We start from the raw sequence: 21659 nt of genomic DNA on the forward strand, positions 1-21659 counted from the left end.
CCGTCTACCGGTATCGCGGTTCCCTGCTCAGGCCCTTTTCGGCGAGCTGCCGCTCATAATCCGCAAACAGCGCATCCCCGGTCTCGCCCAGTTCCTTCAGATATTTCCAGGTGTAGATGCCGCTATCGTGGCCGTCGTCGAAGAGGATGCGGACAGCATAATTGCCTGTCGCGACCAGGTCGCGCATGGCGACATCGCGTTTGCCGGGCACCGTCACCTTTTGCCCCGGCCCATGGCCCTGCACCTCGGCCGAGGGCGAAAGCACGCGCAGCATCTCGGCTTGAAGGCGGTAAACGCTTCCGTCATCGAAGGAAACGGTCAATTCGCGCCGGTCTTTCGACACAAGCAGCTCGGTCGGCCAGGCATCACTCATTTTTCACTTCCGCACGCTCGTCATATGCGTCAGAATTACGGACTTGCCTCACGATAGGCAAGCCACTACATCAACCGTAGAGCACACATTCGGCATGTGTTCCCGGCGCAAGGCGCATTGAGGATGGAGACGTGAACAGTTTCCCCGGTTCGCTTGAAAAGGCGAAAACCCTGATGGAAAACCGCACACCGATGGTGGACCCTTTCGGCCGCGCCATCACCTATCTGCGCGTCTCCGTCACCGACCGCTGCGATTTCCGCTGCACCTATTGCATGTCCGAGCACATGACCTTCCTGCCGAAGAAGGACCTTCTGACACTGGAAGAACTCGACCGGCTCTGTTCCGTCTTCATAACGCGCGGCGTGCGCAAGCTGAGGCTGACCGGCGGCGAGCCGCTGGTGCGCAAGAACATCATGTCGCTGGTGAGGAATCTCGGCCGGCATGTGCGCACGGGCGCGCTCGACGAATTGACGCTGACCACCAACGGCTCGCAGCTTGCGAAATTCGCCGCAGAACTGGCCGATTGCGGCGTGCGCCGCATCAATGTCTCGCTCGATACGCTCGACCGCGACAAATTCCGCAATATCACCCGCTGGGGCGATATCGACCGGGTGATGGAAGGGCTGGACGCCGCCCAGGCCGCGGGCATCAAGGTCAAGCTCAATGCGGTGGCGCTGAAGGATTTCAACGACGCCGAGATTGCCGATCTCATCCGTTTCGCCCATGGGCGCGGCATGGACCTGACAGTCATCGAAACCATGCCGATGGGCGAGATCGAGGAAGACCGCACCGACCGCTACCTGCCGCTTTCGAAACTGCGCGCCGATCTGGAAAAGAGCTTCACGCTCATCGATAACGACTACCAGACCGGCGGCCCCGCCCGTTACGTGACGGTGAAGGAAACCGGCGGCCGGCTCGGCTTCATCACGCCGATGACCCACAATTTCTGTGAAAGCTGCAACCGCGTCCGCCTCACCTGCACCGGCACGCTTTATATGTGCCTGGGCCAGGATGACGCCGCCGACCTGCGCACCGCGCTGCGCGCCTCCGACAGCGACGCCTATCTTGCCAGCGCCATCGACGACGCCATTCTGCGCAAGCCGAAAGGGCATGATTTCATCATCGACCGCACCCACAAACGCCCCGCTGTCGCCCGCCATATGAGCGTGACCGGCGGCTGAGGGACGACAGCCCCTCTTTCTCGTCCACCCACCCATATAAACGGTTGAAATGCCGGCTGCGCCGTGCCACGTCTCTTTGCATGGAGGAATGCGTGGTTGCGCCGGAACGGCGGCTCCAGATCGCCCCGGGACGGGCGGAGTAAACCGCGCATGGTCTGGGATATTTGGGAATGGCATTGACGGACAATACGCGCGGCGCGCTTTTCATGGCGCTCGCAATGGCAAGCTTCACGGCCAACGACGCGCTGACGAAATCCGTCACCCCTTACATCAACACCGGCCAGATCATGTTCGTCCGCGGCATCATGACCGTGGTTCTGATCTATATCGCCGCACGCCATTTCGGCGCGCTCCGGCCGCTGAAAACCCTGCTGCGGCCCATCATCATCCTGCGCTGTCTCTGCGAGGTGACAGCCGCCGTTCTTTATCTGACGGCGCTCGGCCTCATCGAGTTTTCCAACGCCTCCGCCATATTGCAGTCCCTGCCGCTGGTGGTGACGCTGGGGGCAGCCCTTTTCCTGCGCGAGCCCGTGGGCTGGCGGCGCTGGGCGGCCATCATCACCGGTTTCATCGGCGTGCTGATCATCATCCGGCCCGGCCCCGAAGGCTTCACGCCGGGCGCGCTGCTGGTCGTCGCATCGCTCGCCGTCACCGCCGCGCGCGATCTGCTGACGCGGAAAATGTATGCGGATGTGCCCTCGCTCGCCATCACCGTCATCACCGCCTTCGTCAACATGGCCGTGGGCGGGCTGTTGATCGTGCCCTTCGGCGGCTGGCAGCCGATGAATTTCATGATCCTCTCGCATCTCGCCGGTTCCGCCGTCCTGGTGCTGGTGGGTTATCAGGCGATCATTCTTGCGATGAGATCGGGTGAAATCTCCTTCGTCGCGCCGTTCCGTTACACCAGCCTGCTCTGGGGGTTCATGATCGGCGTGTTCTTCTTCAACGAGAAAATCGACGGCTACACCATCGCAGGCGCCATGATCGTCATCGGTTCGGGCCTTTATACCTTCTATCGCGAAAGCCTGCGCAAGCGTTCGCAGATGGCCAAGCGCTCGGCTGCGACACCCACCGCCGCGACCACGGTGCGGCCGGCTTCCGTTACGAAAGCTGCCGTTACGGAAGAGGCGGGAGAATGAGATGAACAGCGGCCGCTTTCTCGACCGGACCACCCCGCCCCACATCATCACGCTTGTTGTCATCGCCGGTGTCGCGGCGCTGTGCATGAACGTGTTCCTACCCTCGCTCGCCGCCATGGCGGTTTATTTCGAGACCGACTATGCGGTGATGCAATTTGCCGTATCCGGCTATCTCGCCGCCACCGCCTGCCTGCAGCTCATCATCGGCCCGCTCTCCGATCTCTTCGGCCGTCGCCCGGTCATGCTTGCCAGCATTGCGATGATGATTGCCGCCACGCTGGTCTGCATGCTGGCGCCCAACATCACCGTCTTCATGATCGGGCGTGTGGCGCAGGCGGCCGTCGTCTCCGGTTTCGTGCTGGCCCGCGCCATCGTGCGCGACATGGTGCCGATGGAACAGGCCGCTTCGATGATCGGTTATGTGACCATGGGCATGTCGGTCGTGCCGATGGTCGGTCCCACGGTGGGGGGCCTGCTGAACGACCTGTCCGGCTGGCAGTCCAGCTTTGCGCTTCTGGCCGTGCTCGGCGTCGGCATATTGCTGCTCGCCTGGTTCGATCTCGGTGAAACCAACAGGAGCAAATCGGCGAGCTTTTCGCAGCAGTTCCACGCCTGGCCGGAGCTTCTGCGGTCGCCGCTCTTCTGGGGATATGCGCTGACCTCTACCTTCTCGTCGGGCATGTTCTTTTCCTTCCTTGGCGGTGCGCCCTTTGTCGGCAGCGTGCTTTATGGGCTTGCGCCGGCCATGCTCGGCCTGCAGTTCTTCTTCATGGCCAGCTGTTACATGCTCGGCAACTTCATCTCCGGCCGTTACGCCAGCCAAATCGGCATTACCCGCATGATGCTCTCGGGCAATGTCATCGCCATTGTCGGCATCGTCACGGCCATCGTGCTGATTTCCGCCGGTGCGGAAAGCGCCTATGCGTTTTTCGTGCCGCTTTCCCTGATCGGCGTCGGAAACGGCGTGACTTTGCCGAGCGCCAATGCCGGTATGGTCAGCGTCCAGCCGCATCTGGCCGGTTCCGCCTCAGGCCTCGGCGGCGCGATGACCATCGGTGGCGGCGCAGCACTTTCGGTGCTCGCCTCCTCGGTCCTGTCAAAGGAAGACGGGACCTGGCCGCTTCTTCTGGTGATGCTGGCGACCGGCCTTGTCGCCCTGCTCACCACCTATGTCGTAAGGCTGCAGGAACAGCGGCAATGAGCGCTCCTCCCCGTCAAATACCCGGCCTCGTGCTCGCCGGCGGCCTGTCGCGGCGCATGGGCAGCAACAAGGCGATGGTGACGCTGGGAGATGCGCCCCTGCTGTCCCACGTCATCCGCCGCATCGCGCCGCAGGTCTCGGATGTCACCATCAACGCCGCCAATGGCTGGGCGGAGAGTTTCGGCCTGCCGCTGCTGCCGGATACGCTGAACGGCCATGCCGGACCGCTCGCCGGCATTCTCGCCGGCATGCGGCATTTCCGCAATCGCGACGCCGCCGGCAGCCACTTCCTGACGGCGCCCGCCGACAGCCCGTTCTTCCCTGACGATCTGGCGGCCCGGCTGTGCGAACACGTATCGGACAATGCGATCGTCATCGCCGCCTCCAGCGGCCAGCTTCACCCCGTCTTCGCGCTGTGGCCGGTGGCGCTGGCCGACGATCTCGAGGATTGGCTGAAGAACGATGCAAACCGCCGCATCCGCGCCTATCTTGCCCGCCATGTCACCATCGGCGTCGCATTCCCGCCGCTCGAAACGGCAAAGGGCAGCCTCGATCCGTTCTTCAACATCAACACGCCGGATGAACTGGCGCTGGCGCGCAGCTATCTGGAACATTTACAATAAAGATGCATAGCGGTCTTATCATCGGGACAATGCGCTGGAACAAAGAGATGGAGCCTGGAACCATGGCGACGCAAAAGGTCTTCGGCATTGCCGGCTGGAAGAACTCGGGCAAGACCGGCCTTGCCGTCAGCATCGTCACCGAGCTGACGGCGCGCGGCTACCGCGTCTCCACCATCAAGCACGCCCATCATGATTTCGACATCGACAAGGTCGGCGCCGACAGCTGGCGTCACCGCCAGGCCGGCGCGCAGGAGGTCACCATCGTTTCCGGCACCCGTTTCGCCATCATGCATGAATTGCGCGGCGAACCGGAACCCTCCTTCGAGGATATTCTCGCCCGCCTCGCCCCCTGCGATCTGGTCTTGATCGAGGGCTACAAATACGAACCCGTGCCGAAGATCGAAGCACGCCGACTGGAAGCCGCCAAGACCGAACCGCTCGCGCCGCTCGATCCACATATTGTGGCCATTGCCGCCGATCATGCGGTGGCCGAGACGACGCTTCCCGTCTTCGATCTCAACGATACGGGCGCCATTGTCGATTTCATCGAGAGGACGGTTGGACTGGTGAGGCCTTAGTCGGCCCGGTCCCAAACCGTTTCCCGGCAATGGCGATGGTGAGTTCATGTTCTCGCGATCGATCACGCCCCGATACAAGACGCGGATCACAACCGGAGCGAAAATTCCGGGCTGGAAATCCCTGCTTGTCGCGTCAACTGAAACAGAAAAACGAAACCATGGGCGAATGTCTTGCGAATGACACGTTAGGGTAGCATATTTCCCGAAAAGGGGAGATGACCATGGGGAAGATCGTTTCTGCGCGTGCCTATGCCAATAACGAAGTTGCCTACCTCGCCTGGGATATCGACGGCAAGATTGAGGGTTGCCTCGGCTTCGAGGTTGTCCGCGTCTATCTTCAGGCCGATGGCGGCATCGCCCTTCGCGACGATGGTGAGGAGGATCGGGTCACCTGCGCAGCCTGGGTCGCCTTCAAAGGCCAGCGCAACCCCCATTGGCTCCCGCAAACCACCTCCGTCTGGCCGGTCCAGAAATTGTCGTGGCGCGATCTCACGCTCCGCAAACGCCGCAACAAGGCGGCGCTCCGCCCTTCCGAGGTTTTCGTCCGCTACGAAATCCGGCCGCTCGGCGATCTTCAGCCAGGAATGGAACCCGCGCAGGACCCCACGCCCGCCGATGTCGACGTGGTCAAGCGCGACCCGGATGGAAAACCGGTTCTCGACGCACAGAACAAGCCGGTGAAGACCAGAACAAAGGCTTATGAAGGCTCACCCCGGCCGCTCGGTTATCTCGGTCCGGCGGTCGCCACCAATGCCATCCATGTCACCCGCCGGTTAGGCCCGTTCCAGTCCACCTTCACCAACGGCGTTCTGGCGGCGCAGTGGCTGCGCAATGTCATCTGGGAAGACGGCGTCAAGAAGCCGAACGAGTTGATGGAGATGATCTCCGATCCCAAAAACGGCATTCGAAAATATCTCGCCGGCGATGTTCTTCCGATGCTGCGTGAACTGTTCGAGCGGCCGGGCTCCTTCCTGCTGGCTCTCTATGAACTCGACGACCCCGAACTCGTCGAACTGCTTTTAACGAACAGCGACCGCATCCGCGTCATCCTGTCAAATACCGGCCTGGTGGAGGGCGCGTGGGATGTCAGGAACGCCCATGCGCGCCAGGCGCTGATCGACGCCGGCGTCGATATCCAGCATCGCATGTTCAACAACTCCACCCATATCGGTCACAATAAGTTCGTGGTTCATCTCAAAGAAGACGGCACGCCCCAGTCGGTCTTCACCGGCAGCACCAACTGGACGCCGACCGGCCTTGCGGGACAAACGAACAACGCCGTCCTTGTCGAGGATAAAGCCGTCGCCGAGGGGTTTGCCGATTACTGGCGCCGGATGCTGGAGGATGTTCTCCCGCTCCCCGAGGAATTCGATGACGGCATGCCCGACAACCAGCAGGCCGCACCCTTCCGGTCATCGAACGAGACGCCGGCCCGCTTCACGCTCGCCAACGGCGCAAGGCTCGATGTCTGGTTCTCGCCCAATATGAAGGCGCGCCGCAAGGGCGCGGCGATCCCGCCCGATCTACAGGACATATACCGCCTCATGCGCAGGGCCGAAGACGCGATCCTGTTTCTGGCCTTCTATCCCGGCCAGCGCGGCAAGGACTCCATCGTCGGCGAAGCCATCGACATCGGCCGGAGGGACCAGAAGCTCATCGTCAGCGGCGCCGTATCGAGCGCCCAGGCCATGCCGAACTATATTCCCGCCCGGAAGAATGACCCGGACGATCCCGATGATGACGAGGAAGCGGTATCCCCGCATGTCTTCTCGGAAGCCAATGTTTCCATCGTGCGGGCCTCGCGTCTGGACGATCGGGACCTGCTGGCCGATTTCGGCGGCGAAGAACTCACCGCCAAGGGCGGCATCGGCGCAATCATCCACGACAAGGTGGTCGTCATCGATCCGCTGTCGGATGACTGCGCGGTCATTTTCGGCAGTCACAATCTCGGTTTCAAGGCATCCTATTCGAACGACGAGAATCTGTTGATCGTGCGCGGCGACAAGGCTCTTGCCGCAGCCTATGCGGTGCACATCCTCGATGTCTACGATCACTACCGTTTCAGGGCGATCGAGGCGGAACTCAAGCGACAGGGCCGGAAGGGATGGTCGGGATTTCTGGCCACGGACGACACGTGGCTCGACCCATATGCCGACGAGGCGAAGGGCGCGCTCATGCGGTACTTCGCGCGAGGGTAACGCAACGGCCGGACTGATATCATCGAACAGGAGACTTGAATGGATATCTATCAGCAGATTTGGGATGCCGATCAGGCGGGCAATGGCATAAAGCCCATCCTGGATGGGACGCCGGGCGATGCCGATCATGGCTATGTGTCCGTCGTATCGTCATCAGCCGGAGGGCAGGACATCAAGCTGCTGTCCAGCGTCGTGATCCCGCCGCGGAAAATGCTGACCTATGAGCGGGTGACGCGGCTCTTCGACAATTATGCCCTGGATGAGCAGGATCCCGAGCTCGAAACCCCGGAAGAACGTCAGGAGGTTCACGACCTTCTCGACGCGGTGGTCGATACGCCGCCGATGCAGGTCGCCCGCGCTTATGTGAGCGAGGCAACAGGCACGACCGTCTCCAGGGATCGCTGGTACGCGGTCCTCCTCGAACAATGGTTCCGGACATTCGCCCAGGGCGGCGATCCCGCCCTCACCGGGTTCGAGCATATCTTCGTCGGCGAACAGGAAGGACCGAAGGTTCAGGGTTACCACTTCTGGTACAAGTACCATCTCGACGACGGGCTTGCCGGCACCATCGACAGGAACCGGTTTCCCGGGTTCAAGGATGACCGCATCGTCTATCTGCGCGGCATGTATGACAATGGCCAGGAACGATTTCCAGAATCGGTGACCATCTCCTATCGCTGGGACGCGCCGGATTATGAGCGTGGCGCGCTGCGCCCCCTGACCAAGCCGAAGGGCGGATTTTTTGTCGGTTGCAGCGTCGAAGGCCTGATGGCGATCGGCACGGTTCGCGCGCATCTCGGCGCCCGCGCGCCGAAGGAGGCCGTCATCAATGGTGCGCGATATGATCTGAAGCTGTTCCGCAGCGCCGATGACCAGCATATCCGCACCTTCTATCCGGTCTTTCTCGGCCCGGCCGGAAGCGAGCCGCAAGAGGTTCCGGTTCTCGGGCAACGGGGACAGCCCGAGCCGATCACCGGCGGACCAATGCGAATTCTCGCTGCGCTGGTCAATCCCGTCGGTGAGGATCCCGGCCAGGAGACTGTCACCCTCATCAACAGCGGCACCGAGACCGTCTCGCTCGAAGGCTGGTTCCTGGTCGACAAGATGAAAAACCGCTTCGCCGTCGGCAACGTGTCGCTGGCCGGAGGCATGGCGACTACGGTGCTGCTGCCGAAAGGCTCCATTCAGCTCTCGAACAAGGGCGGCGAGATCCGGCTGGTCAACCGCGATGGCCACACGGCGCATCTCGTCAGCTATTCGAAGGCGCAGGCCCGCACGGAGGGGCAGACGATCATATTCTGAGCCCGGTTTGGCCTGGTCGTCCGGGGTGGTTGACGGCAGGCCACGCCCCTTCAAAAATGAAAAGGACCAAAAATGAAAAAGCCGGGCTCATCACCCGGCTTTGTCATTCCTTGAGACGCAATACCTATTCAAGGAAACTGGAGGGGTTCACCGGCGTCGCATCCTTGCGGACTTCGAAGTGAACCTGCGGACGCTTGGCGCTGCCGGTCATGCCCGAGGTGGCGATGGTCTGGCCGCGCTGCACCTTCTGGCCGCGCTGCACATCGAGATTGGCGGCGTTGCCGTAAACGGTGACCTTGCCGTCATCATGACGGACGAGAACCGTGTTGCCGAGCTGCTTCAGGCCATTGCCGGCATAGATGACCACGCCGTTTTCGGCGGCCTTGATCGGCGTACCTTCCGGAACGGAGATATTGATACCGTCATTGCGGCTGCCATCGACATTGTCACCGAAGCTGTTGATGACAGCGCCGCGGACCGGCCAGCGATATTTGCCGATACCCGTGGATTCCGGAGCAACGGAGGCCATGTCAGCCTTCTTCTCGATGTCGCCGACACTTGCGGTAGCCGGCGCGGCAGGCGCCGCTGCGGCGGTGGCGGCAGCGGGAGCCTTGTAGGGCTCAGGCTTGACGGAGGCGGTTTCGACCGGCTTGGCGGCAACCGTTTCCTTGGCGGGAACGGAGGCAGTCTTGATGCCATCGGTGACGGCGCCCGGCATGGCAAGCGTCTGGCCGATACGAATGCTTTCGTTGGTCAGACCGTTTGCAGCCTTCAGGGCGGCAACCGACACACCGTTTTCGCGAGCGATCTTCGCCAGGCTGTCGCCCGGCTGAACCTTGTAACCGCCGCTCGGCGGCAGCGGCTTGCCGCCGGGAGGCGTCAGCTTGCCGGCTTCGGAGGAAACCTTGTCACGAATGGCGGCCTGCGACGGCAACACGGCCACGTTCCCCTCGGGGCCACGCAGCGGGGTCGGCTGGTCGCCATTGCGGTTCAGCGCGATATTGCCGGCTGCGTCCTTGGCGGCGTTGCGGACCTGACCGAATTTCGGAATGAGGATCGACTGGCCGGCCTGCGCCGAGGATGCGGTCTTCAGGCCGTTGACGCGCAGCAGTTCCTTTTCCGGAACGCCGTAACGGTTGGAGAGCGTCGCGATGCTTTCACCGGGACGCAGGGTCACGGAAGACGCGCCATCGGTGTGCCAGCCGTTCCTGTCGGGCCGTACGGTTGCGGTGGTCAGATTGTCGGTGACGGGAGCGGCAGCCTGCTGGGCGGGCGCTGCAAGAGACGGCTGGGCCTGTCGCTGGGCGGACGGGAAAGGCTGGGCCATGGCTTCGTTGCGGGTCGAGGGATCGCGGCTGGCAACGGCTGTCGGGGCAGACAGCTCGGAACGCTGCACCGGCGAGGCCGAAGCGCGGGCCGTGGAGGGCTGAACGCCGCCATAACCACCCGATTGCGGATAGGAATTGCCCGCCATATTCTGGTTGGCGTAACCGCCCTGCGGCGCGGCAGAGGCGTAACCGCCATTCATGTCGCCTTGCGGAACCGGGGCCTGCCCGTAAGCACCGCCGCCCTGCCGGGCTGGAATTGACGCCGTGGTCATCTGGTCCGGTCCACTGGAAAAGAGGCCGCTGAACCGCGATGCATCCGAGCTACAGCCCGTTGCGACGCTTGCCAGCAATGCCGCTGCGAACATTTTTGCGACTGATTTTCCGATTTTAGACGAATGTCTCATACGCATGACTCGATCTACACTGACGCCAACCCGCCGCATCGAAACCGATCCGGCACAAATTTCACTTCTTGCAAGGCCCATTTCCCGAGGTGGGGAAAACCATGCGTCGATGTTTATGATTAAAGCGCGTTAGTGTTACCACGCCGTTAAAACGTTAAGCCGCTCAGTGCTTTTTTGACACTTCGATAACCATGACGAAAACCGGATGCGTCATGCTGGGACAATAATGATATTGAAAATCAGTTAGTTGCGACAATTCAGAATATTAGAAGGCAAAAATGAACTGCCTTCAAAATTTTCATTTCGTCACAAATGCCGGGCAATATGGGTGCTGAGCGGCAGGTAGGGAGCCTCGAACAGCTCTTCCTTCTCGAAGCGGCTGCCGGTCTTGGAGAAACGCGTCATCACACAACGCTCGTCTTCAAGAATGATCGGCGCGATCATCATGCCGCCCGAAACGATCTGCTCGGCGAAGAAGCGCGGCATGGTGGTAAAGGCAGCGGTGGAGATGATGCGGTCAAAGGTGCCCTCACCTACCAGTCCGTTGCTGCCATCCGCCTGGCGGATGACAACATTGCGGATGGAAAGATCGTCGAGACAGTTCTGCGCCTGCTGCACCAGCGTCTTGTAACGCTCCAGCGAAAAGACGCGCTCCACCCGGCGCGCGATGATCGCCGTCATGAAACCGCTGCCCGTGCCGATTTCCAGCACGCGCTGGCCGGGCTTCAACTGCAGCCGGGCAAGGATTTTCACCGCCATGTCGGCGCCCTCCATGAAGGCGCCGCAGTCGATCGGGATCGTACGGCTGGAATAGGCGTCGGCCGCAAATTGCGGCGGCACGAATTTGGAACGCGGCGTCTGCTCGACCGCCGTCAGAAGGTCGAGATCGGAAATCCCCTCGCCCCTTAAGCGGAGAACCAGAGCGGCAAAACCTTCCTTTTCGACCATGGCAGATTTCAATCGGCGACTCCGAATCCAAGCGCTTGCGCAACCCGATCCTTTACCGAGTAGTCCGTCAGGTCAAGCTTGAGCGGCGTGACCGAGATTTTGCCATGCTTCAGGGCATGGATATCGGTGCCTTCGCGGAAGGTGCCGAGACGCTCGCCGAAGCGCAGCCAGTAATAGGGAAAACCGCGGCCATCCTGACGCTCTTCCACCGTCAGACCGAAATCGAGCTTGCCCTGCCCGGTGACAGACACGCCCTGCACATCGCTCGGTGCGCAATTGGGGAAATTGAGGTTGAGGAAGGTGCCATCAGGCAGGTCGACATTCATCAGCTTGCGCAGAAGATCGGGCGCATAGGTCTCGGCGACTTCCCAGGGCACGACCCGGCCTTCGGCGTGGCTGAAGGCCTGGCTGAGCGCGAAGGACCGCACACCCTGCAGCGTGCCTTCGATGGCGCCGGCAATGGTGCCGGAATAGGTCACGTCATCGGCCATGTTGGCGCCGGCATTGACGCCTGACAGCACCAGATCCGGCTTTTCCGGCAGGACTTCGCGAATGCCCATGATGACGCAGTCTGTCGGCGTGCCGCGCAGCGCGAAATGTTTGTCGGAAACTTTTCGCAGACGCAGCGGTTCGGACAGCGTCAGCGAATGGGCAAGCCCGCTCTGGTCGGTTTCCGGCGCAACAATCCAGACATCGTCCGACAATGTGCGAGCGATACGCTCCAGCACGGCCAGACCCTCGGCGTGAATACCGTCGTCATTCGTCAGCAAAATCCGCATGTTCATCTCTCCGCTGCCGTGTCCCTGCTTGATGACACTATGATTTCTCTCAGAGAATCTTCCCGCTATCGTCATTCCGGCCTTGAGCCGGAATTCAGTCGACGCGCGTCGGCGCGGCGAGAAGAGTCTTTTCAGCCCAAGGATTTGGGCTGGCTGGGTTCCGGCTCAGGGCCGGAATGACGGAGGCGTCTTCAGGAGCCTGACAATCAGGCCGCCTTCTCGATGCGCGTCAGACCGCCCATATAGGGCAGCAGCACGTCTGGAATTGTGACGGAACCGTCCTCGTTCAGATAATTTTCGAGAATGGCGATCAGGCAGCGGCCGACAGCCGTGCCGGAGCCGTTCAGCGTGTGCACGAACTTCGTCGCCTTGTCATCCTTGCCGCGATAACGCGCATTCATGCGCCGCGCCTGGAAATCGCCGCAGACCGAGCAGGAGGAGATTTCGCGATAGGTGTTCTGGCCCGGCAGCCAGACTTCCAGATCGTAAGTCTTGCGCGCGCCAAAACCCATGTCGCCGGTGCAGAGCGTCAAGGTGCGGAAATGCAGGCCGAGACGCTTCAGCACTTCCTCGGCGCAGGCCGTCATGCGCTCATGCTCTTCAACGGCACTTTCCGCATCGGTGATGGAGACGAGTTCGCACTTCCAGAACTGGTGCTGGCGCAGCATGCCGCGCGTGTCGCGACCGGCCGAGCCCGCTTCCGAACGGAAGGACGGTGTGAGCGCGGTGAAACGCAGCGGCAGCTTTTCCTGCTCGAGAATTTCGCCTGAGACGAGGTTGGTCAACGTCACTTCCGCCGTCGGGATCAGCCAGCGGCCATCGGTGGTCTTGAACAGGTCCTCGGCAAATTTCGGCAATTGTCCGGTACCGAACATCGCCTCGTCACGCACCATCAGCGGCGAGGATACTTCGGTGTAACCGTGTTCGGAAGTGTGCAGGTCGATCATGAACTGGCCGAGCGCCCGCTCCAGACGCGCCAGCTGGCTGGTCAGCACGGTGAAGCGCGAACCCGAAAGCTTCGCGGCGCGTTCGAAATCCATGTAACCGAGCGCTTCGCCGATCTCGAAATGCTCCTTGGCCTCATGGTTCCAGCCGGGCTTCTGGCCAACCACGCGGGTGACCACATTGTCGTGTTCATCGCTGCCGTCGGGCACATCGTCGAAGGGCATGTTCGGCAGGCGCGACAGGGCGTCGTTGAGCTCGGCGGTAACCTGGCGGTCCTCCTCCTCGGCGCGCGGCATGTTTTCCTTGATGTCGGCGACTTCGGCCTTCAGTTTCTCCGCAAGCTCCGTGTTCTTCTGCGCCATGGCGGCGCCGATTTCCTTGGAGGCGGCATTGCGCCGGGACTGCATGTCCTGGAGGGACTGGATAACGGAGCGGCGCTTTTCATCGAGGGCGATCAGGCCCGCGGCGGCGGGCTCGACGCCACGCCGTGCGAGAGCCGCATCGAAGGCTTCGGGGTTTTCGCGTATCCATTTAATGTCGTGCATCGTCGTTCCAGACCGTTGTTGCATCACCCGTGTTTTACAGCAAAACGCCGGGCATGAACCCGGCGCGAGGAGATTTGTCGAGCGGCAGGACCTTCAGAAGAATCAGGTCTCCTCCAGCTCCGTGCTTTTGGATTCCGCCGCACGTTTCCTCTCCACGAGTCGAGCCATGTAGATGGAAATCTCGTAGAGAATGATCGCAGGCAGCGCAAGACCGATCTGGGACATGGGATCGGGCGGCGTCAGCACGGCGGCGACCACGAAGGCGAGGACGATCGCAAACTTGCGCTTTTCCCTGAGCCAGTCGCTGGTCAACAGCCCGACGCGCGCCAGAAGCGTGGTGACGACGGGCAGCTGGAACACCAGGCCGAAGGACAGCACCAGCGTCATGATCAGGCTGAGATATTCCGACACCTTCGGCATCAGCGAAATCGCCACCTCGCCATCCTCGGGCAATTGCTGCATGGCGAGGAAGAACCACATGACCATGGGCGTGAAGAAGAAATAGACGAGCGCCGCGCCGATGAGGAAAAGGATCGGCGAAGCGATGAGGAACGGCAGGAAGGCCGCCCGTTCGTTCTTGTAAAGACCGGGCGCCACAAATTTATAGAGCTGCGAGGCGACCACCGGAAACGAGATCACCATCGCGCCGAACATCGCAACCTTGATCTGCGTGAAGAAGAATTCCTGCGGCGCGGTATAGATCAGCGACGACTTCGTGACATCGAGGCCCGCCCAGAGAACCGCCCATTTGTAAGGAATGACGAGCAGGTTGAACAGATGCTTGGCAACGGCGAAACAGGCGATGAAGGCGACGAAAAACGCGCCGAGCGCCCAGATCAGCCGCGTGCGCAACTCCATGAGGTGCTCGATAAGCGGCTGCGGCTTATCCTCGATATCCCCGCTCATGCTTCATCCTTTTTGGGCTTTGCGGCCTTGGTTTTTGCCGTTTTCGCCGGCTTGGTCTCGGCCACGACCGCCTTGTCTACGGCAGACTTTCTGACGGTCGCCTTTTTGGCGACGGCCTTCAAGGTGGGATTGGAAACAGCGGGCTTCGAAACGGCGGGCTCACTGGTTTTCGCGGCCGGAGCGGTTTCGGGCGTTGCCGCCGCGGCCTTGCTGCGGGCGGCGCGTTTGGGCTTGGCGGCAACCGCTTCGGCCTCCACGGTCGCAATCGATTTCGCCCGCGCGCGCTTCGGCTTCTCCTCCGCAGCGACGGCTGCGGCAACCGGCGCGGCGGATGCGGTAACAGCAGGCGGCGCATCCGGCAGCTTCATCTCCGGCTCGGGCACGCTGACCAGCGGCGCAACCGGCTCGCCTGTGGCAGGCGCGGGCGTGGAAGACAGGCCGTCCGGCGGGGTCGTCGCCTTCTGCAGATCGGACTTGATCTCGTTGCCGAGCTGGCGGAGCGGGTTCATCGCATCGCGCAGCGAATTGGTCGGGTTGAGATTGCGGACATCGGAGATGGTCTGGCGAACATCGTCCATGTCGGCCTCTTTGAGAGCCTCATCGAACTGGGTGCGGAAATCCCCCGCCATCTTGCGAAGCCCCGCCATCGTCTTGCCGAAGGCGCGAATCATGGGCGGCAAGTCTTTCGGCCCGACGACCACGATCAACACGACCGCAATCACCAGAAGCTCGCTCCAGCCGATATCTAACATCAATATGCTCCCGAGACCCTAGCGCATCGGCCCGAAAATCGGAATCGATTTTCGACAGGAACGATGCGCAACATACAAGTGGTAGAGCGTCCTTTGTGCATCCGAAAGGACGCACCGCGCTCTAGCGCCAGTCTCACACCAAGCGGCGACAGGCCGCTTACTTGATCTCGTCAGCCTTGTGGTCGACGGTCTTCGCGTTGGCATCGGCCGGCGGCGGCGTCTGGTCTTCGTCAGCCATGCCCTTCTTGAAGCTCTTGATGCCCTTTGCGACATCGCCCATCAATTCCGGGATCTTGCCGCGTCCGAAGAGGACGAGAACGATCACCAGCACGATGAGCCAATGCCACACACTAAAAGAACCCATAACTGAAACTCCTGAATTTCGCTTTCAGACGATGTAAGATGTTTGAAAGGCTTTTTCAAACAACAAATCGTCGCTTCAACAGCGCGTGCGCATAAAGTTTTCGTGGCCTTGCCCGCATGCCGGCGATATCAATCGTCACCATCGCCGCCGCCGGGCGCAAGCAGGCCCAGCTCTTCGAGATCAAGCTGCGTGATCGGGTCTTCATCCTCGCGCAACTCGTCGCTCATCATCGGCAGAGGAACGCCGAAATTGGAAGGAATACGGCCCGAAAGCAGCCCCGCACCCTTCAGTTCCTCAAGGCCCGGCAGATCGCGCAATTCCTCAAGGCCGAAATGGTCGAGAAACTCCACCGTGGTGCCGATCGTCACCGGCCTGCCGGGTGTGCGCCTGCGGCCACGGAACCGGACCCAGCCCGCCTCCATCAGCACATCGAGCGTGCCGCGCGAGGTCTGCACGCCGCGGATTTCCTCGATTTCGGCGCGTGTCACCGGCTGATGATAGGCGATAATCGCCAAAACTTCCAGCGCCGCGCGCGACAGCTTCTTCGGCTCCTTTTCCTCGGCGCGGATGACAAAGGAAAGATCGCCGGCGGTGCGGAAGACCCATTGCCCGCCCACCTGCACGAGATTGACGCCGCGCTCCGCATAAAGAACCTTAAGACGCTGCAGAATGGCGACGACATCCATGCCGCGCGGCAGGCGCTCGGCGATGAAACCCACGGAAACCGGTTCGGACGAGGCAAAGACCAGGGCCTCGGCGATCCGCTCGGCCTCCTTCAGCTGGCGCTCGGAAAATACCGTCGGTTCGGGCGCTGCGCCATAGGTCACGATGGTGGCTTCGGCGATCTCATCGTTGTCAATCATTATCGGTCCTTTCGGCATTCGCCGCACGGTCGTCTCGTCCACCCTTGCGCATATAAATCGGCTGGAAAGCGCCCTCCTGCCGGATTTGCAGCGAGCCCTCGCGCACCAGCTCCAGCGAAGCGGCAAAGGCGCTGGCAATCGCCGTCACCCGCATGGCGGGATCGGGCACATATTGCAGCAGATATTGATCAAGCACGGTCCATTCCCCGACATCGCCGAGGAGATGGGTCAAAAGCTCACGCGCCTCGACAAGCGACCAGACCTGGCGTTTTTCAATCGTGACCTGGGTAATCGCCTGCCGCTGCCGCAGATTGGCATAGGCGCTGAGGAGATCGTAAAGGTTCGCCTCATAGGCCGAGCGGTTGATGTGCGGAATATGCTCCGGCGCGCCACGGGCAAAAACATCGCGGCCGAGCTGGGCGCGGTTGACGAGGCGTTCCGCCGCCTCGCGCATCGCTTCCAGGCGTTTCAGCCGGAAGGCCAGCGTCGCGGCCATTTCCTCGCCCGAGGGACCGTCATCCTTCGATTGCTGCGGAATGAGCAGCTTGGATTTGAGAAAGGCGAGCCACGCTGCCATGACGAGATAATCGGCGGCAAGCTCGATGCGCACGCGCCGCGCGCTTTCCACGAATTGCAGATATTGTTCGGCCAGCGCCAGCACCGAAATGCGCGACAGATCGACCTTCTGCGTGCGGGCAAGATGCAGCAGCAGATCGAGCGGGCCTTCGAAACCCGCGACATCGATGACCAGCCCGGCCTCGCCCGTCAGCCGCTCCGGCGTCACATCCTGCCAGAACTTGTCCATCGGTGTTGAATTGCGAGACTTGTCTGCGGCCATTGTTCCATCCGCCGGGCGTCCGGCCTGTCGTCCCGAGTAACGGGCCGCCGCCCGACTGTCAGGAAACGGCCCACATGGCGTTGAATTCGGCTCTCAGTTCCGCTTCGTCGGAAGGGTCCGCAATGGGGAAACCCGCTTCCACGGCCCGCACCCGCTCCAGCGAACGGCCGGAAAGAACGGGAACCTCCTTCACGACCTGAAGCATTTCACCCATCACCCCGTTGCAATGCAAGACTATATCGCAGCCACCAGCAACAATATTCGCAGCTCTTTCACCGAGCGTGCCCTTCAGCGCATTCATGGAACTGTCGTCGGACATCAGCAGGCCGTCAAAGCCGATCCGGCCGCGAATGATTTCCTCGATCACCTTCGTCGAAGTCGTCGCCGGCCGTTCGCGGTCGACGGCGTTGAACACCAAATGCGCGCTCATCGCCATCAATTCGCGGTTCAGCGCCCGGAACGGCACAAAATCATGGGTGTCCAGCTCATCGAGCGGCACATCGACGACCGGCAGTTCATGATGCGAATCCACCATGCCGCGGCCATGGCCCGGCATATGCTTCATGACAGGCAGCATGCCGCCCGCCTTCAGCCCGTCGGCCGCCGCCTGCCCCATCTCGGCCACCATGGTCGGGGTGTATCCATAGGCGCGGTTGCCGATGACATTGCTGGCGCCTTCCACCGGCACGTCGAGCACCGGCAGGCAATCGACGTTGATGCCGAATTTCATGAGGTCGAAGGCGTGCAGGCGCGACATCAGCCAGGCGGCGCGCAGACCCGCCCCCCGGTCGCGCTCATAGATTTCGCCGAGAATGCGGGCGTTCGGATAGGCCTGCAGGATCGGCGGCTTGATACGCTGCACGCGCCCGCCCTCCTGGTCGATCAGAACCGGCGCGTCTGGCCGACCAACGGCGTCACGCATGGCGGCGACGAGATCGGTGATCTGCTGCGGCTCGCCAATATTGCGCCCGAACAGGATGAAGCCCCAGGGCTGCTCATCACGGTAAAGGGCAATCTCGTCGGCAGTCAGCGAAAGCCCGCTGCATCCGAGGATCATCGCTTTGCAATCGGTCATGGTGTCACGCTCTCAGGGAAAATAGGGGTAAGGGTAAGGAGACTGCGCCATCGGGACCGCGAAAATCGTCCGACAACCTTTCCGTCGTCATCCTCGGGCTTGACCCGAGGATCCATCGCTCCAGGTTGTGGATCCTCGGGTTAGGCCCGAGGATGGCGCAGAGTGTGATCGAAGGTCCAAATACTATAAGGGCTGCCTCGTGCGGCAGCCCCAATCTTTCCGCGCCGTATCGGCCGCTATCAGCGCGCCACGAGGCAGCTGCCGCCGGCCGAGCGGAACTTTTCGCACAGCGCCACGGCTTCGTTCTTGTCACCCGCCGGGATGCGGACGCGGTAGAACGTGCCCTTGCCGGCGATTTCGGCGGCCTTGATGTCGACGCCACGTCCACCGATGACCGAGCCGAACTTGGCCGACATGTTCTGGTAGGACTTCTGGGCTTCCGCCTGGCTCGGCAACGAGGCGATCTGGATGTAGTAGCCACCGGCGGAAGGCGTGCTGGTCGCTGCCGGGGTCGCGGCTGCCGTCTGCTGCTGCGCAGCCTGCGGCTGCGCCGGAGCGGTCGCGGGGCGGACATTGCCCTGGTTGGTCACCGTTGCCACCACATTGGCCGGCTGCGAGGACGGACGCGCCGCAGGAACGGGCGCCGCCGACTGTGCAGCCGGTGTCGTTGCGGCAGGCGTGTTGGCCTGCGGCTGAGCCTGCTCCGGAGCGACCGGAACCCGCGAAGCGGCGATGACGGCGGGAGCGCCCTCACCCGGCTTCGCAGTCTGCGGTGCGGCAAGCTCCGCAACCTTGTCGGCCTTCGGCGGCTGGGCTGCCGGCACCTCGACTTCCTGGGCAACCAGCGTGCCGTCAGGCTTGACGATCATGGTGCGGACCTTGCGCGGCGAAACGCCGGTTGCAGCCGAACCTTCGTTCTGCGCGGCCTTTTCTTCCGGCGAAAGCAGGCGCGGATCCTCGGTCTCGCCAACCGGCGTGCCGGCGGCTTCCATATCCGCGTCGTTTTCGCCTTCCAGCGGCAACTGTTCTGGGATCAGCGTGCGCTGAACCACATCCACAGGCTGCTCGTTGCTGGAAATCAGCGCCGGCTGCTTCGGATCGGCAGCGCTGCCGCCGGCCACGCGGTCATAAACCGCCTTGTCCTGGTTCGGCACAACGCGACCGCCCGGATTTTCCGGCGCGACCTTCATCGGATCGTTATCGGCGGAGATGATAACAGGCGCGCCATTGGAACCGGTGCTGGACGAACCGCCTGACACCAGCGCGTAAACGCCGCCGCCGATCAGCACCAGACCGATTGCGGCGGCAACCGGCATGATCCAGCGGCGACCGCCGCGTTCATCCTCGTCACGATAAGCCGCCTGATGGTCGACATAGGTGTTCTCGGCATCGCGGGACGCATTGCCGCGGGAAGCCGCGGCCTCCTGCATCGAGCGGCGGAAATCCTCTTCCAGCGCCCGTTCGAATTCGTCGGCTTCTTCCGGAGCCTGAACCGGACGCGCCTGGGCGGCGCCACGGTTTTCCGCGTGTTTATGACGGTCGAGACCACCGGCAACCGCAGGCGCAAACAGCGTCGCAAGCTCGGTATCGATATCGAGATCTTCCTCGTGACGGCGCGCGGCGGGTTTCGGTTCAAAAACTCCGACCGGCAGTTCCGGCACGTCCATCTCGACGATGGTTTCCGGATGCTCTTCCGTCTCGCCGATCTGCGAAGGGTCGAAAGGCAGGCTTTCCAGCGTTTGCGGTGCAACCGGCTGCGGTCCTGCGACGGCCGGGCGCGGCTGAGCCGGAACGGCGGCCACCGGCGTGGCCGCGGCAACAGGGGCCGGGCGCGGCTGTGGTGCAGGCTGCACCCTCACCGGCTGCGGCGCGGCAGCCGCAACGGCGACCGGTGCGGCCGGCTGCGGGCGCACGGGCTGCGGCGCAGGCACAACCTCCGCTTCGGCAATTTCGGACAGGTCCAGATCAAGGTCGAGATCGTCGAGCGCAAGCTCGAAATCATCATCGTTGAAGCCGGCGAAATCCGTGAAATCAAGCTCCTCTGCGGGTGCCGCGGGCGCGGCAGCGGCAATTGGCTGCGCCTTCACCGATGCGGCGGCAACCACGGGCGGCTCCACCTTCGCAGCCTGCGCAGCGGGAACGTCCTGCACCAGCGGTGTTTCGCCACGACCGGGAATGGAATATTTCGCGACGTCGTAAATCAGCTCGTCCATCGGCGAGAGATGTTTCGCTGCCGGCGTCTCAGCAACCTCAAACGCCAGAGGCTCTGCGGCAGGCGTGAAGGTCTCAGCGACTGGCAGCGCAAAGGAAGGCGCGGTTTCTTCTGCCTGAACGACGGCAGGCGCGGCTTCGACCTGCGGCTCGATGCGGGCTGCGGCAGGTTGCTGCTCGGAACGCGGCCCGACCCGCCTCGGATCGGCAGCCGAAACATCCCGGCGCGCGCCGAAGTTGGCGAGCGGCAGCCGAAGGCTGGAAAATTCCAGCGAAGAACGGCCGCCATGCGACGGCGGACGCACGGAAACCGGTGCGGGCGCTTCCTCGGCGACAGCGATTTCCACCTCATCGGCGAGATCGAAAGCCTGCGGCTCCGCCGCATAGGAATGGCCTTCGGCGTGAATATTGCTCGAAACATCGGCCGGAAGCTCCGGCATGGTGTGCCATTCTGGCTCTACGGGTTCCGCGGCCTGCGGCTCTTCCCACGCCACCTGCTGGGCGGCCTGCTGGTAAACCATAGGCTCGGCAGGACGCGACTGGCGCGAATGCACATCGAAAACTTCCGCCACCGCGCCCGCATCGTCGCGGAAATCCGCGCGAATATCCTGCGTGGTCGTTTCGACATAGTTGTGAATATAGGCCTGATCGACTTCCGGGAGCGGCTCTTCCCTCACCTCTGGTGCAGATGCGGCCACGGGTGCGGGTTCGGCCACCGGCGCAAGCTCCGGCTCACGGCGGGCGAATACCGATTCGACACGCTGCATGAAATCATTGGGGTGGATGCCCGCACGAACATCGTTTGCCGGATCAAGAACGACCGGATCGGCGTGCGGCGCATCGTAAACCTCGAACTCCCGAAGCAGCTCGTCCTCGAGGTTGAATTCGGGTTCGCGGCGGGTTGCCGGTGAGGCAGCGCGTGGCGCAGCTTCGGAACCCGCATGCGAAGGACGATCTTCGAAGCCGACGATACGCGCCAGTTCTGCCAGAGGATCGTTGTCAGCGAAGCCTTCGGACCGGGCGTCCCGGTTATACGCGACATTTTTTTCGACCATTACGTGTTCCACCATCTACGCATTGCAGCTCTTGCCAGCGTATTGTGAGCA

The 21659-nt window shown here is 62.2% G+C and carries 20 protein-coding genes; 8 read left to right on the top strand and 12 right to left on the bottom strand.

Features of this window, described 5'->3' with window-relative positions; all coding sequences use genetic code 11:
- Positions 1-4: 4 nt before the first annotated feature.
- On the bottom strand, positions 5-373 hold the full coding sequence (locus tag N5D22_RS07965) for a DUF971 domain-containing protein (protein ID WP_279657276.1): 369 nt from the start codon (positions 371-373) through the stop codon (positions 5-7).
- Between the two features lie 173 nt (positions 374-546).
- Here N5D22_RS07965 and moaA point away from each other — a divergent pair, with 173 nt between their 5' ends.
- The 7 genes from moaA (at position 547) to N5D22_RS08000 (ending at position 8595) form a co-directional block, all read left to right on the top strand.
- The gene (gene moaA, locus N5D22_RS07970) at positions 547-1554 is read left to right on the top strand and encodes a GTP 3',8-cyclase MoaA (protein WP_279657312.1); all 1008 of its coding nucleotides are present in this window, start codon (positions 547-549) and stop codon (positions 1552-1554) included.
- A 170-nt stretch (positions 1555-1724) separates the two neighbouring features.
- Positions 1725-2693, top strand: coding sequence for a DMT family transporter (locus N5D22_RS07975; protein WP_279657275.1), 969 nt, complete (start codon positions 1725-1727; stop codon positions 2691-2693).
- A gap of 1 nt (position 2694) precedes the next feature.
- A complete protein-coding gene (locus tag N5D22_RS07980) occupies positions 2695-3894 on the top strand; it encodes a multidrug effflux MFS transporter (RefSeq protein WP_279657274.1) in 1200 nt (399 codons plus the stop codon).
- A complete protein-coding gene (gene mobA, locus N5D22_RS07985; RefSeq protein ID WP_279657273.1) occupies positions 3891-4517 on the top strand; it encodes a molybdenum cofactor guanylyltransferase MobA in 627 nt (208 codons plus the stop codon). Before N5D22_RS07980 ends, mobA begins: the two co-directional genes overlap by 4 nt.
- Positions 4518-4579: 62 nt before the next feature.
- Positions 4580-5095: a molybdopterin-guanine dinucleotide biosynthesis protein B gene (mobB, locus tag N5D22_RS07990; protein ID WP_279657272.1), complete on the top strand. Its 516-nt coding sequence runs from the start codon at positions 4580-4582 to the stop codon at positions 5093-5095.
- 221 nt (positions 5096-5316) lie between these two features.
- Entirely contained in the window at positions 5317-7293 is a 1977-nt protein-coding gene (locus N5D22_RS07995) for a phospholipase D-like domain-containing protein (RefSeq protein WP_279657271.1), read from the top strand.
- A gap of 39 nt (positions 7294-7332) precedes the next feature.
- Positions 7333-8595 (top strand): hypothetical protein, encoded by a 1263-nt coding sequence (locus N5D22_RS08000; RefSeq protein ID WP_279657270.1) that lies wholly within the window; start codon positions 7333-7335, stop codon positions 8593-8595.
- 124 nt (positions 8596-8719) lie between these two features.
- Here N5D22_RS08000 and N5D22_RS08005 read toward each other — a convergent pair whose 3' ends face one another.
- The gene (locus N5D22_RS08005; RefSeq protein ID WP_279657269.1) at positions 8720-10288 is read right to left on the bottom strand and encodes a LysM peptidoglycan-binding domain-containing M23 family metallopeptidase; all 1569 of its coding nucleotides are present in this window, start codon (positions 10286-10288) and stop codon (positions 8720-8722) included.
- On the opposite strand from N5D22_RS08005, the gene N5D22_RS08010 reads away from it, so the two are divergent.
- On the top strand, positions 10188-10460 hold the full coding sequence (locus N5D22_RS08010; RefSeq protein ID WP_279657314.1) for a hypothetical protein: 273 nt from the start codon (positions 10188-10190) through the stop codon (positions 10458-10460). The two genes, N5D22_RS08005 and N5D22_RS08010, sit on opposite strands and share 101 nt — an antisense overlap.
- Before the next feature lie 173 nt (positions 10461-10633).
- On the opposite strand, the gene N5D22_RS08015 is transcribed toward N5D22_RS08010, so the two are convergent.
- From N5D22_RS08015 to N5D22_RS08060, 10 genes are all read right to left on the bottom strand, one after another.
- Positions 10634-11287 carry a protein-L-isoaspartate(D-aspartate) O-methyltransferase gene (locus tag N5D22_RS08015; protein WP_279657268.1) on the bottom strand — a complete coding sequence of 218 codons (654 nt, stop codon included), beginning with the start codon at positions 11285-11287 and terminating at the stop codon, positions 10634-10636.
- Complete coding sequence (gene surE, locus N5D22_RS08020) at positions 11284-12054, bottom strand: 5'/3'-nucleotidase SurE (protein ID WP_279657267.1); 771 nt, start codon at positions 12052-12054, stop codon at positions 11284-11286. The genes N5D22_RS08015 and surE overlap by 4 nt, the downstream gene beginning before the upstream one ends.
- 206 nt (positions 12055-12260) lie before the next feature.
- Positions 12261-13544: a serine--tRNA ligase gene (gene serS / locus N5D22_RS08025; RefSeq protein WP_279657266.1), complete on the bottom strand. Its 1284-nt coding sequence runs from the start codon at positions 13542-13544 to the stop codon at positions 12261-12263.
- A gap of 102 nt (positions 13545-13646) precedes the next feature.
- Positions 13647-14450 carry a twin-arginine translocase subunit TatC gene (gene tatC / locus N5D22_RS08030; RefSeq protein WP_003522727.1) on the bottom strand — a complete coding sequence of 268 codons (804 nt, stop codon included), beginning with the start codon at positions 14448-14450 and terminating at the stop codon, positions 13647-13649.
- Complete coding sequence (gene tatB, locus N5D22_RS08035; protein ID WP_279657265.1) at positions 14447-15202, bottom strand: Sec-independent protein translocase protein TatB; 756 nt, start codon at positions 15200-15202, stop codon at positions 14447-14449. The genes tatC and tatB overlap by 4 nt, the downstream gene beginning before the upstream one ends.
- 157 nt (positions 15203-15359) lie before the next feature.
- Complete coding sequence (locus N5D22_RS08040) at positions 15360-15566, bottom strand: twin-arginine translocase TatA/TatE family subunit (RefSeq protein WP_046798332.1); 207 nt, start codon at positions 15564-15566, stop codon at positions 15360-15362.
- A gap of 128 nt (positions 15567-15694) precedes the next feature.
- Positions 15695-16429: an SMC-Scp complex subunit ScpB gene (gene scpB / locus N5D22_RS08045; protein ID WP_279657264.1), complete on the bottom strand. Its 735-nt coding sequence runs from the start codon at positions 16427-16429 to the stop codon at positions 15695-15697.
- Positions 16422-17267 carry a ScpA family protein gene (locus N5D22_RS08050; protein ID WP_279657263.1) on the bottom strand — a complete coding sequence of 282 codons (846 nt, stop codon included), beginning with the start codon at positions 17265-17267 and terminating at the stop codon, positions 16422-16424. The genes scpB and N5D22_RS08050 overlap by 8 nt, the downstream gene beginning before the upstream one ends.
- A 58-nt stretch (positions 17268-17325) precedes the next feature.
- Positions 17326-18342, bottom strand: coding sequence for a beta-N-acetylhexosaminidase (gene nagZ / locus N5D22_RS08055; protein ID WP_279657262.1), 1017 nt, complete (start codon positions 18340-18342; stop codon positions 17326-17328).
- Between the two features lie 239 nt (positions 18343-18581).
- On the bottom strand, positions 18582-21608 hold the full coding sequence (locus N5D22_RS08060; RefSeq protein WP_279657261.1) for an SPOR domain-containing protein: 3027 nt from the start codon (positions 21606-21608) through the stop codon (positions 18582-18584).
- Positions 21609-21659: the final 51 nt, after the last annotated feature.

This window comes from Agrobacterium sp. GD03872 (genome assembly GCF_029840625.1).
Lineage (GTDB): Bacteria > Pseudomonadota > Alphaproteobacteria > Rhizobiales > Rhizobiaceae > Agrobacterium > Agrobacterium fabrum_A.